Annotated in this window: 9 protein-coding genes and 1 riboswitch; of the genes, 1 reads left to right on the top strand and 8 read right to left on the bottom strand. The window is 54.9% G+C overall.

Annotated features, from left to right (window positions below):
- Window positions 1-9 precede the first annotated feature (9 nt).
- A complete protein-coding gene (gene asnB / locus GMST_RS19985) occupies window positions 10-2,013 on the bottom strand; it encodes an asparagine synthase (glutamine-hydrolyzing) (RefSeq protein WP_183356478.1) in 2,004 nt (667 codons plus the stop codon).
- 267 nt (window positions 2,014-2,280) lie between these two features.
- Complete coding sequence (gene rfbA, locus GMST_RS19980; protein ID WP_183356477.1) at window positions 2,281-3,159, bottom strand: glucose-1-phosphate thymidylyltransferase RfbA; 879 nt, start codon at window positions 3,157-3,159, stop codon at window positions 2,281-2,283.
- Between the two features lie 173 nt (window positions 3,160-3,332).
- Window positions 3,333-3,409, top strand: a riboswitch (cyclic di-GMP riboswitch).
- A gap of 192 nt (window positions 3,410-3,601) precedes the next feature.
- Between rfbA and GMST_RS19975 the strand changes: the two genes are divergently transcribed.
- Window positions 3,602-5,215, top strand: coding sequence for a hypothetical protein (locus GMST_RS19975; protein ID WP_183356476.1), 1,614 nt, complete (start codon window positions 3,602-3,604; stop codon window positions 5,213-5,215).
- Between the two features lie 88 nt (window positions 5,216-5,303).
- Here GMST_RS19975 and GMST_RS19970 read toward each other — a convergent pair whose 3' ends face one another.
- The 6 genes from GMST_RS19970 to GMST_RS19945 form a co-directional block, all read right to left on the bottom strand.
- On the bottom strand, window positions 5,304-6,107 hold the full coding sequence (locus GMST_RS19970) for a glycosyltransferase family 2 protein (RefSeq protein WP_183356475.1): 804 nt from the start codon (window positions 6,105-6,107) through the stop codon (window positions 5,304-5,306).
- A gap of 85 nt (window positions 6,108-6,192) precedes the next feature.
- Window positions 6,193-7,173: a glycosyltransferase family 2 protein gene (locus tag GMST_RS19965; protein ID WP_183356474.1), complete on the bottom strand. Its 981-nt coding sequence runs from the start codon at window positions 7,171-7,173 to the stop codon at window positions 6,193-6,195.
- Window positions 7,174-7,186: 13 nt separating this feature from the next.
- On the bottom strand, window positions 7,187-8,440 hold the full coding sequence (locus tag GMST_RS19960) for a glycosyltransferase family 4 protein (RefSeq protein ID WP_183356473.1): 1,254 nt from the start codon (window positions 8,438-8,440) through the stop codon (window positions 7,187-7,189).
- A 15-nt stretch (window positions 8,441-8,455) separates the two neighbouring features.
- Entirely contained in the window at window positions 8,456-9,403 is a 948-nt protein-coding gene (locus GMST_RS19955; protein ID WP_183356472.1) for a glycosyltransferase family 2 protein, read from the bottom strand.
- Window positions 9,404-9,626: 223 nt separating this feature from the next.
- The gene (locus GMST_RS19950; protein WP_183356471.1) at window positions 9,627-11,126 is read right to left on the bottom strand and encodes an O-antigen ligase family protein; all 1,500 of its coding nucleotides are present in this window, start codon (window positions 11,124-11,126) and stop codon (window positions 9,627-9,629) included.
- Window positions 11,127-11,128: 2 nt separating this feature from the next.
- On the bottom strand, window positions 11,129-11,977 hold the full coding sequence (locus tag GMST_RS19945) for a WecB/TagA/CpsF family glycosyltransferase (protein WP_183356470.1): 849 nt from the start codon (window positions 11,975-11,977) through the stop codon (window positions 11,129-11,131).
- Window positions 11,978-12,460 lie beyond the last annotated feature (483 nt).

The following is a 12,460-nucleotide window of genomic DNA, read 5'->3' as shown; positions in this document are numbered from 1 at the left end:
CCTCTGCCCTTAGCGACCACGGTGGGGAGCTGGGGTTTCCCCTCCCCTCACCACACGGTCCGGAGTCACTCGCCCCAGCGCGCGCAACCGTTCACCTTTGACGAACTGCTCGTGCAGTATCTGTGTCGAAAGTGCACCGACGAGCGCCATGTTCTGGAACTCACTGGAGAGACCTGCCGGGGTGTTCAGGAACTTCGCGTAGAGCCGAGCCACCTTGTGTGGATTGAAGTAGCCACTTTCCCTGAGTCTGGTCTCGGAGAGCAGGTCGTCGACGTAGTCGCGGGGGGCCTGCGCGGAGAAGAGCTCCCGTATCGGCGCGCGGTAAGGCTGTTTGTCGCGGTTATTGATGCTCTCCGGGATCACCCCCCTAAAGGCCCGCTTGAGCAGGTACTTCTCCTTAAGTCCCCTGAGCTTCCAACGCGCCGGGAGTCTGAAGGCGAAGTCGATGACCCGGTAATCGAGGAAGGGGTGACGCATCTCCACGGAGTGGGCCATGCCGACGCGGTCCCCCTGGGAGGAGAGGAGGAAACCGGCAAGGAAGAGCTCCATCTCCAGGTGCTGGGCACGTGCCAGCAGGTCGCGCTCTGCGAAACCCTCGGGAAGCGTCTCTGCCAGCCGGGCCAACGGGTCGTAAACCGCCAACGCGCTGCGGCAGTCGTCGGAGAGGAAGGTGAGGTTTTTGCGGCTGTTCTCCCAGCGGATCTCGTGCGAGAAGAAGGGGGAATCCGCGCCGCGTTCCCGAACCGCGAAGAACTCCTGGAGGTAGTGGCGCTCGCGGCTTGGGTTGCTGAAGATGTAGGGGTAGAGTTTTTCCAACAGCAGGGGGCGGCGCTGCGAAGCGGGATACCGTGACCAGAACTGCCGGATCTTGGCCTCCTTGAAGATGTTGTATCCTCCAAGGATCTCGTCAGCCCCCTCGCCGGAGAGGACCACCTTGTATCCCTCGTCGCGCACCAGCCGGGAAAGCAGGAACATCGGCACCGGAGCGGTACGCAGCATCGGCTTCTCGCAGTGCCAAACCGTGTCCGGGAAGGCGGCCCGGATCTGCTCGTTACTTACCAGGACCTGCCGGTTGTCCGCCCCCAGATGGTCGATGAGCTCCCGCTGGTACCGGCTCTCATCGAAGGGGGCCGCCTGAAACCCGAGGGAAAAGGTTCTCAGGTGACTGGTACCGTGCCGGGAGATCAGCGTGGCGATGATGGAGGAATCGAGCCCGCCGCTTAGGTAGGCTCCCACCGGCACGTCGGCCCGCAGCCTGAGCCGCACCGCGTCGGTAAGCAGTTCGCGCAACTGCTCGGCTGCCTCGTCGGCGCCGCGCAGGGCGGGGTCGCATGGGTAGAACGGAATCTGCCAGTAGGGCTGGGGAACCGACGGCCGCCCTTTTTGCACCACCAGGAAATGCCCCGGCGGCAGCTCCCGGACCCCCTGGAACACGGTGCGGCCCGGCACGGTCGTCCAAAGCGTGAAGACCTCCGCCAGGGACTCGAGGTCGAGCTCCCGCGTCCCCTCGAGCGCCAGGATCGCCTTGATCTCCGAGGCGAAGCAGAGCCTTTCCGCGGTGTCGACGTAAAAGAGCGGACGGATGCCGACCCGGTCCCGGGCCAGAAACAGCTCCTTTTTTCGGCTGTCCCAGATGGCGAGGGCGAACTGGCCGTTGATGCGCTGCAGGCAAGTACTCCCGTACTCCTCATACAGGTGCAGCAGGACTTCGGTATCGGTCGAGGTGGCAAACCGGTGCCCTTTTTCTATGAGTTCGGCCTTTAACTCGAGGTAGTTGAAGGCCTCGCCGTTGTAGACGATCCACAAGGTACCGTCCTCGTTACCGATCGGCTGGATCCCGTCCCCCAGGCCAATGATGCTCAGCCGCAGGTTGGCCATGGCCAGGTCCGGGTCCAGGTAGACCCCGGACTGGTCCGGGCCGCGATGGCGCAGTGGCGCCATCATGGTACTTATCTGTTCCAGGTCTGGCCTCTGCCGCCCCGACCGGCTCATTATTCCCGCAATCCCGCACACGTAATTCTCCTCCCAGTACCTGGGGTCCGCTGTAACCTACCGATAGCTGTGGCGATTCCGGACCTTACACGAGGCTTCCCAGGCGCACCAACACATTAATGTTTGCAAATAAGAACCCACCAACTATACCAACGACTCTTCGGTTAGCAATTGGACCGGAGGGGATTTTTCTGGCGCAGCCTGCGTGCTGGGGCCGGTTCGGTACAGGGAGTGCCGACGCACACGGGAGGAACCTGAGGTCTGGCAGGCTGCAGTCTGGCGGGAAGATCAGGAGGTCTCGTTCAGTACGTGCTCGAGATAGTCACGGTAGCTCGAGGCCGGCATCCCGGCGATGGCGCGGGCCATGGTCGTGGTATCGATGAACCCCATCCGGAAGGCGACTTCTTCCAGGCAGGCAATTTTGAGTCCCTGCCGTGCCTCGAGAGTGCCGATGAAGCTGCTCGCTTCCAGAAGGCTTTCGTGGGTACCGGTATCGAGCCAGGCGATGCCCCGGCCCAGGGTCTGGACCCGGAGACGTCCCCGACGCAGGTACTCGAGGTTCACGTCGGTGATCTCGAGTTCGCCGCGCGCGGAGGGGCGGATCCCCTTGGCAATGGGCACCACCTCGTGATCGTAGAGGTAGAGCCCCGGGATGGCGTAGTTCGACTTGGGGTGTTTCGGCTTTTCCTCGATACCGGTCACCCTCCCTTGTGCGTCAAAGCTGATCACCCCGTAGCGCTGCGGATCGGTGACGGGATAACCGAACACTGCTGCCCCGCCGTCAAATTCTGCTACGATCCTATCCAGGCCTATCTTTCCATAAAAGATGTTGTCGCCCAAGATGAGACATACCGCATCCTGGCCGATGAACTCCGCCCCTAAAATGAAGGATTGGGCGATCCCGCGTGGTTGCGGCTGCTCACAGTAGCTCAGGCTCACCCCCCACTGGGAACCGTCTCCCAACAAGGCCTGGAACCGCGGCAGATCCAGGGGGGTGGAGATGATCAGCACCTCCCTGATCCCCGCCATGAACAGTACCGAAAGCGGGTAGTAGATCATTGGCTTGTCGTAAACCGGTTGCAGTTGCTTGCTTGCAACCAGGGTCAAAGGATAAAGCCTGGTTCCAGCTCCTCCAGCCAAGACGATCCCCTTTTTGATTCCACCCATAGCGCACCTCTGGTGAGAATTGAACCCATGGAAGGCTACATTGGAGTCCTCAAATGTCAAGGGGGTCACCAGGCGGGACGTCTCTGCGCGATCTGGTGTTGCGGTGACCGACGTCACCAACCTTTCTCCCCCAACCGTGCTACCGTCTCACCACGAAAGAACAGTTACCCGATACACGACAATACTAAAACTTTCGCGAGGAAGTGGCGGAAAGCCTATTGGGTCTCACCGAGACAGCCGGGTTGCCGAAATATCACCAACACTGATATCGGCCCCGGCTTTTTTGTGTCTTACCGGGCAGATCGGCTGCATAAGGAGCAGCGATAACCAAGCGTCCCGGACTGCAGCAGCTGGCAAACCCGGTCCCGGCTTCTTTGTTGCCGGGACCAGCCAACTCCTCGGAAAGGGGCGAGCGACGGAGTTCTTCACTAAAGGAGATAAGATGAGTTTCAAGAAACACTTTTTCGTTGGGAAGATCGCTTTTTTAACCCTGCTGGCCACCCTGCTGCTCGGTTCCACCGGTTTTGCCGCCACCTATTACGTCGACCCTAACGGCAACGACACGTCCGGCAACGGCAGTTCGACCTCTCCCTGGAAAACCCTTTCCACGGCCTGTTCTAAGGTCACCACTGCTGGCAACACCATTTACCTCAATGCCGGCACCTACACCGACAACAACCGCTGCAACCTCGCCCCTGGCGTCAACATCCAGGGGGCGGGGAAGACCCTCGTCACCATCACCAGTGCCTACAGCGGCGGTTACGGCACCGGCTACATCTTCCGTGAGACCGGTCAGACCAGTCCCGTCCCGCACGGAAACAACGATATCAGCGGTTTCACCCTAAGCGGCAGCAACAAGACCCTGAGCTGCGGCATCTGGCTTAGGGGAACCGACTACAACACTATCCACGACATGAAGTTCCTGAAGATCAAGTCCCACGCCATCAAGCTTGCCGGTTGGACCTACTGGACCGACTACAACACGACAGCCAATACCCCCCCTGCAGCCTGGGGCTATAACGACGCGGTCTACAACGTTGACATCGACGATTGCACCTCGCAGACTACCCAGGCCACCGATGACCGTTACGGCGCCATCGACCTGCAGGCCCTGTCCAACTTCAAGATGTACAAGGTGAACATAAACGAGAACTATTCCGCGCGCGGCACCGGCGTGAAAGCGGTGCCGGGGTGGCTGCAGGGCTTTAAAGGGTACAACCTCAACATCAAGACCAACGTTTATTACTCCGACTCATTCGTATTCGAGACCTACAACTTCACCGGAGACTCCGAGATCTACAATTCCACCTTCTACCAGTCGATCTCTCTTAACGGCGGGCCGAAAAGCCTCGACTCCGGGAGCAGCTGGAACCTGAAAATCCACGACAACACCATCGACCTATCGTCGATGCAGGTCCAGTCGGTGGGCCAAGAACTCTCCCACCACTGGCTCGACTTCTACAACAACTACATCACCGGCAACAAAGGTATCGCCGCCGGTCTTTGGAGTACCAACTACACCACGGGGTTGGGTGTTTCACACTGGAGATTCCGCAACAACATCGTGTACAACTGTGCGGACGGTCTGCAACTCGTGCGGGGAGCCAACAGCTACGTCGAGATTTACAACAACATCTTCGATACCATGACGGCGAACCCGTGGGGCGGCAGCGGCATTGACGGCTCCAGCTTTTCCGGCTCGCTCTCGGGTGCCAAGATCCAAAACAACCTGATCATGAACACTCCGGCCGCGCCGATCAGCATCGGTTCCTCCCTGACGAGCTCGCTGGTGGACCACAACTGGTTCTACAATACCGGCAACGGCAACAACGTTGCCAACTCGAGCAGCAGCACCACCCAGAGCAACAATACCAAAGGGGTTGCACCGCAGCTCACCGGCTCGGGCGCGCGCCCGGATCCCTACTATCGCAGCAGCACCGGATCGAACCTGATAGATGCCGGGGTGAACGTTGGTCTTGCCTACTCAGGCTCGGCACCTGACATCGGTGCTTTCGAGGGCAAGCGGCTGTCTCCCCCGGTTCTGAGCCTCAACTGATCCTCCAGTACCACGACAACAGGCCGCTTCTTCTGGGAAGCGGCCTGTTTTTTTGTGCAATTGCGCGGGGGCGCACCTGAAGCTATCGTTACGGCAAAAGGCCGCGCTTTTTGTTGATCGAGTCGGCTATTGTGGTTGTGATTCCGGATACGGCAATGTTTGAGTAGATTTTCCGAAGCAGCAATCTGGACCGGTGCGAGGCACTCTTCAAAAGCGATTCGGGACGCGCGCCACCTGACTTCGCTCGGGCCATTTGCACCTCTTGGGTGTAGAGATCGGGCCGGCGGCTGCTTTTTTGGTTGCGATGGTAACGGAAACAGGAGAGGAAGGTGTCGAGACACTTGGGCTGCTGCAAGCACGCGAGCCTAAGCCAAAGATCGTAGTCCATGGCATAGTGGAACGCTGGGTCGAGCCCTCCGGATGCCCGGTACAGCCTTTGCGAAAAGAAGGTCGCCTCTTGCGGAATTATGTAGCGTCCATAGTAGAGATCGTCGAGGGTGGCGGAAATTGCAACCCTCTTCCTCAGGAGAGCATCCTCTGCATCCACGATGAAAACATGGCCATAGAAAAACTCGTGCCCCTGTTCATAAGCCTGCACTACCCGGCGCAGTGCGCCGGGAAGATACATGTCGTCTGAGTTGAGCCAAGCCAATATGTCGCCGGTAGCCAGGGCAAACCCTTTGACAATGGCGTCGGTCTGCCCGTTGTCCTTCTCGACGATCACCCGCGCGCGTCCCTCGTACTCTTTCGCTATTTCGGCAGATCCATCCGTTGAGCAACCGTCGACGATGATATACTCGACCTCGACGTCTTGGCTTAAGACACTCTCGATGGTTCTTCTCAGGTACGGTGCCTGATTGTAAGAGGGCGTGACGATGCTGATCTTCGGCATAGAGCCTCCAAGGAGCTGTTGCCTGTGACCTATCGGTGGCCTATCCTGATAAAGCCGTAGTGGCCATCAATCGTGCCGGACCTTGTCACCCGCGGATTCGACGCTTGTTCCGGTAATAGGAAATGACCCCGGAGATACGCCCTTTCATCGCAGGGATGAAATGTTCTCGCAGGGATGCAGGACGGCCCGTAAGGAAGCTCAGCACAAAAGTGCCGGGCCCCGGACACCCCCAGGCCCCCCCCAGAAAGAAGTAGAACGCGAAGCCGAGCTTGCCGTACCAGCTCAAGTGCTTCAGACAGATATAGGTCAGGTTGTGCGCGTAGACGAAGCACTCCCCTTGGTTCCAGCCTCGCTTCGAATCGATCTTCCTTGGTGTAAGATAGTGGTCCACAATAGAATTTGGGTCATAGAATAACCTGAACCCCTTTTTTTTCACGTTGAGCGCCACATCGGTTTCATAGGAGATCGCTGATCCACAGTTGAGCACCAGATCAAAACTGTCCAAGAGTGCGATTCTGCGGAAGGCCATGTTGCACCCGATGAAACAATCCGCCTCGACAAGATTTCTGTTCCCCACCACAGAACCACAATCCCCTGAACGTCCGAACCAGGAGAGTCTTCCCGGTGCCTCGAACTCTGGACGGCCGCATGCGGTTGCGGGAGTTGTATCCTCCAGATGATTCACCACCGTACCGCCGATTCCCCCTACCCTCGGATCACGGAAGTCTTCCTCCAACCGCAGCAACCAATCCTTCCTGGGGATGGCGTCATCGTCGATTAGACAGAAGATGTCACCGTCACAGTGTTCCAGCGCCGCGACCAGAGGCGGGAGGTGCCCTTCCCGCTGAACCGTCAGTAGCTTGCAGGGCAAGGGGGGCTCCGCTGATTGTGCCCATGCTGTTACGGCCTCGATTGAGCCAGTGTCGTTCTCCCGGCACACGACCACAACCTCATCAGGTAGTCTGAGCTGTTGCCCAAGTGAGCGCAGGAGAGCGTTTAGCTGCGTCTGTCGCTGCCATGTCGGTATGACGACCGACATCCTGGTACCTGTTCCTGAAACGACCATGATTCACCCCGTGTCACGTGTCATTGCAGTTCGAAAGCGGTGACGCTAACAGGTGGAAATATATCCCCTCGAGCTTCGCCGCTTGTAGCGCCCATGAGTACCTGGTGCAGGCGAGTTCGCGGGCCTTGCACCCCATCTTGTCCGCCAGCGGGCTGTCTTTCAGCAGCCTCACGATTGTATCGGCAAAGCTGTCGATATCGGTACCCGCAACCAGGCCAATGTCGTGATTTCTGACCACTCTGGCAGTGTCGCCGATGTCGCTCACAACGACAGGCCTACCACATGCCATATATTCTCCGATCCGATTGGGCCAGCGCGTGCGGCTGGCTAGGTTTTCTTTGAGAGGCAAGGTTAGGACATCGACGCAGGCCAGAAAATGGGGCAGCATCTCGTCTGAACACCGGCCCGCCTGGATGAAGCTTGACGTTATCCCGGCATCAGCCACGGCGGATCTAATCCAAGAAGAAGGTTTGCCGATAACAAGCAGCAACGCATCGGGAACCTCGCGCTTCACTCTCGTGAAACTCTGGATGACGATATCCAGATCTCCTTGAAAGGTTCCTAAGAATCCCACAATGCTGCTGTCCAGGGGCAGGCCCAGCCTTCTTCTGGCGTCTTCTTTAGGAATCGGTTTGATTGCATCAACATCCGCCCCCCCCTCAACGACAAATATGTTATTTTGGGCAACGCCTTGCCGGATTGCGAATTCCCGCAAACCGTCCGAGATTACCGTCACCCCGTCAACCTTGCGGCGCAGGTTGAACTCCAAATACCGGGAAAGCGTCCTGAAAGGAAACCCAACCACCCGATAGATGGCATCGAGCCGGAAGCAGTAGGCGTAACGCAGCCCCCCTTCGTAATTGAAAATATCGCACCAGTCGGAGACGAACTTGCTCTTAAGATGACCTTTGAAGATATACCAAGGAAGAAAGACATTAAGTGAGTGGTCGAACAGCTGGACAATATCGTAACCGTCTTTTCTCATCTCCAGTAGTCGGGAAAGTATATCCAGTATCCCCATCCCAGGATCCAGAAAGAGGCGGCGCGTAAAGTGCCCTAGTCCGTTGTGCATGAAGTTGGGGGTTTCCACGATTCTGACCCCCTGTTTGATGTATGACGCCTTAACAAAGGTCTGCGCCGGAGAGACGACCATCAATGTGAGGTCGTGCCCTAGGTTGGCCAACTGCTTGGAGAGATTGAAGGCTCGAACGTACGTGGCTGAGTCTTTCATATCGGACAGCAAAAAAAGTATTCTCAAGGGCATCATCACTTGGCCCCAAGTTCAGTATGAGAGTACTGATTTAATGACTAAATATAGTAGCCCCAGACGTTGCCTTAGCTCCGAACGCCGGTTTGCAGCGAAACTGCTGATCAGTACCAACAGGATACCCTTTATGCTACATGCTGCTGCAACAAGACATCTAAATAATGCCCCTGCCACCACACCACTATTCTTTTCGACTAGCTGGCAACGGCTTTTCCACATTTGCGCGTACATCCTGTGGCCCCCTTTCTTTGTGCTCTGGTTCAGCAGGTGGACCACTCGTACCTCAGCCAGATAATAGAGGTTCCAGCCGCCCTTCCTGATCCGTATGGACCAGTCGAGGTCCTCGCAGTACACGAAAAATCTGGGATCCAGCATCCCCACGGTATCAAGTACCTCGCGTCTTACCAAAAAGCAGGTTCCCCAGTGCACGCACGGCACCTCACAACTGACGTCGCAATTCTCCCAACCTGAAAAGAGCTTCTGATTGCTCCATTGGGCAAACTTGCCATGAATCAGGCAAAGGGCGAACAGGACGTCAGTGAGGAACGATGGCAAATTGCCGATAAAAGGGGGATGTTCTCCCAGTGCATGCAATACCAGGCGTGGTGTTGCGCCTCCGGCATCCGGATGCTGTTCCATAAACCATACTAACTTGCTAAATGCTCCTTGAGGCACTAACACATCGCTGTTCATACTAACAAGGTAACGCCCCCTGCTGTAATAAAGTCCGAGATTGGTGGCAGCAGCAACCCCGAGGTTGGACCCGTTCTCAATTAGGTGAAAAGAAGGGAACTCCATGCGAACCATCGACGCGCTTCCGTCAATTGAATTGTTATCAACAACAAAGACCTCATAGTCCAGACCTGCAGCTGCGTCGGCTATACAATTCAAACATCGACGTGTAATTTCCACGGTGTTGTAGCTGACAATGATTACTGACAGGTCCGGGACGATAAGGGGCATCTCGCACCTCGTTCAGCAGGACTTGTGGAGTGTGGTTCTACCTGCCAAGTGGGGCCATAGAGTGTGCTTTGGTGCACAAACTTTTGTCCCAAGTACAGGGTGATATCACCTTGGATGGCCATAATCATTGGAAAAGCAGGATATGCAACATCACCTTACGACAAAGCAAAATAGATGAGCCACCAACGCCTTAAACAACGCATTGATAGCAGCAGGTTTTCCATCATCGCCGGTGGGGATAATCGACCACAACCTGCTGGTTCGCCTGCGATTGGTCCGCCGAATCAGACAAAAGCGACAGCCTGACCGCAATTGCCATGACTAGGGCCATCATACACATTTCCCTGTAGTACCACCAAGATGGGGCAACGTTAAGGGTTACAAGCCAATAGGCAAAGGTCGAGAAAAGACCCAACTTCAACCAACCGAGGTTCTCCTCAGAAGAGATACCCCTGCGACGTGCACAAAAAAAACAATATTGAAACAAAGACCAGAGAAACAGCAATAAAGCGTGGATCCCCATCTTCATGTACAACATCAGAAAGGCGTTGTGGACCGTATGACGGTTGATGGTATCATCCCCCGGTACCGAAGCATGTTCTGAACCGAATCCAAGTCCGAGAACGGGGTGTTCTTTTAGCGCCTCGATAGTGACAATCCACTCGTTAATATGTGCCTCGTTTGACTTGTCCTCTTTGTCTGATATAGAAGCGAACCGGCTTTTCAAGTCGTGTCCAGTTGGAAGTCCCAGCAATACCACAGCCGAGTTGATCATGCCCCCCCCGACCAGTGCGGCGCCCAGCAAGATCGCAGCCATGCGTGGTTTCGTTCTCGTAGGAGCCAGGCAAAACAGCAGGCAGAACGCCAACAAGATTCCGAGCCACGCATTCCTTCGGTTAGAGTAAACCAGAGAGAACAGCAATGGTGCCCCGACTACGCAGACGACCAGCAGAGCCTTCCCCGTAAACTTGCCAAAGATCACCCTAGCTGCGATGCTCACCAAAACCGTGACTACGAGGATTAGGTCTGCGGTCTCGATGAATATGACCCGAGCATCGCCGTAATCGAACCCAACCCCCCTCAGGTAGCTAATAATACCGAGATAGGTCTTGACAGAAGCCACAACTAGAACAAAGTTAATAAAACAGCGAATCCTTTTCTTCGTACTCAAAATGTTGATGCTGCATAAGAAAAACATAAGTGGGAAAACAAACTTCTTAGAGTCTTCCTTAATAAGTATGTCGTTATTTCCAGAATTCACCCCGACGCAGAGAGATATGCAATAGAAGAGGCCAAATAAGATTACTGGTGCCGTGAATACGGGAAACCATTCGACATCTCTATCCAGGATGTATTTGACGAGAAAGCAAGCAGCCAAAAGAACCACTGAAGCTTCGAGAAGAGAGGGAATCCCAGGATTCTTAACATTCTCAAAAATGCACAGATACGATCCGGGCGTGATTTCAACTTCCTGCAGTGCAAGGACGCATAATGCAGCGAAATAGAAAGGAACTAAAAGATTTTTTACCAGCAAAGAGATGAGCAGCGTCGCGACCGCAGCTACCACGGCTGTAGCCGGCGATACTCCAAGAATGACTGTACCGATGCCCCCCCCGATGCAGATCAGAGTAAGGTGAAACGAAAAACGCTTTAGGTACTCAGCACCTTTAAGCTTTGTAGTTGACACTCGCCACGGAGCATTACGGGAGAAGAACTTGTCCATGTTCATTGCCTTCTAACGTCAGAACTTTGCTGGTCTGTCTTCTCGTTACTGCCTGTTGTTTGCCTGACCCGTTGCCTACCATAAGCCACCTCGAGAGGTAAGCGTACCAGATACTCAACTTTACTTGTCATAATGTGTCGCTGGTGCACAAGTTTTATGCAGTGAATGGGATTTTTAATAAACGCTTCACCCAGTCTGAATAGCCATTGCAATCCCATTTTCTGAAATATCTCTGGCGGTGTCACAATCTCGCCGATAAAAAAACGAAATGCCGCTCCGACACCGATCATCACACCCCTATCTAGGGTTGCAATATGCCTGTTCATCCATCGTTCTTGCTTTACTCCTCCGAAACATACCCAGATAATGTCCGGTTTGGCGGTTCTCACCTTCTCCAGCATGTCGCGATTGTCCTCATCATCAAAATCTTTGAAAGGAGGGCTGTGGCCTGTTATAAAAATATTGGGGGTGAGTTTTCTTGCTTCGGCAATAACTTTTTCTATTGTATCCTCGGTGTCGCCCAACAGAAAATGCCTGTAATTCCCCATATCGATGATCAGACGCTTCATCAGGGCAGCACCCGAAATTCGCTCAATTTCTTTACATCCCACCATCTTTGCATACCACACTAGAGGCATCCCGTCGGCCAACGAAAGCATTGAGTCATTGATCGCGAGGCGGAGATCTGGATTTTTAGTAGCAACTATGAGGTTTGAAACATCTGTGAGACAGATATATCCGCATTTTTGTTGTTTAATGAGGTCAATAACCATATCGAGAACGCCCCGGTAGCAAATATTGTTAACCTTGACACCGTCGTATTTGACGTAGGGAACTTCTGTGAAGTTCATACCTCACCTCATATGTGACACCATAGGGCTGAATTTATGGAAATACGCAAAATGCCTCATCTTGTGAGTGAAGCTTTCGTATGCTAGCCTCCTCAAAAGGAACCATGATAGATCGTCAACGATACTGCCATTCTTTGACCGTAGGCCTACTTTGCTCTCCAAGACCTAGTGCTGAATGCGTTACCACACCGCAGGCTACGATTCCGGAAAGAGATAGACTGCAAGCCACCGGCGATCCTCTCTTTCATGCTGTACGCTAATTCTGCAGAGTCACTGAGTGGTCTTAAGAAGGAACTGGGCCAACAGAGGTAACCAGATGAAGTTAGGAGGCAGAGCACAAGATGCTGCCGTAAGCTCCCCCAGAAGATAGACACTTGAAAAGTAGAGCTTTCTGGCATTATTTAACGCCAGGAGGTTTTACATGAAGAAGTCACGCTTCACTGAGACGCAGATCGTCTCGATTCTCAAGGAGGCCGACGCCGG

This window comes from Geomonas silvestris (assembly GCF_014193515.1).
Taxonomy (GTDB): domain Bacteria; phylum Desulfobacterota; class Desulfuromonadia; order Geobacterales; family Geobacteraceae; genus Geomonas; species Geomonas silvestris.
Note: the sequence above shows the minus strand (reverse complement) of the source record. Positions and strands in the feature narration are given on the sequence as shown.

Coding starts and splice junctions, on each gene's coding strand:
- rfbA (WP_183356477.1), bottom strand. CDS start 3,159: ATGGGTGGAATCAAAAAGGGGATCGTCTTGGCTGGAGGAGCTGGAACC.
- GMST_RS19975 (WP_183356476.1), top strand. CDS start 3,602: ATGAGTTTCAAGAAACACTTTTTCGTTGGGAAGATCGCTTTTTTAACC.
- GMST_RS19970 (WP_183356475.1), bottom strand. CDS start 6,107: ATGCCGAAGATCAGCATCGTCACGCCCTCTTACAATCAGGCACCGTAC.
- GMST_RS19965 (WP_183356474.1), bottom strand. CDS start 7,173: ATGGTCGTTTCAGGAACAGGTACCAGGATGTCGGTCGTCATACCGACA.
- GMST_RS19960 (WP_183356473.1), bottom strand. CDS start 8,440: ATGATGCCCTTGAGAATACTTTTTTTGCTGTCCGATATGAAAGACTCA.
- GMST_RS19955 (WP_183356472.1), bottom strand. CDS start 9,403: ATGCCCCTTATCGTCCCGGACCTGTCAGTAATCATTGTCAGCTACAAC.
- GMST_RS19950 (WP_183356471.1), bottom strand. CDS start 11,126: ATGGACAAGTTCTTCTCCCGTAATGCTCCGTGGCGAGTGTCAACTACA.
- GMST_RS19945 (WP_183356470.1), bottom strand. CDS start 11,977: ATGAACTTCACAGAAGTTCCCTACGTCAAATACGACGGTGTCAAGGTT.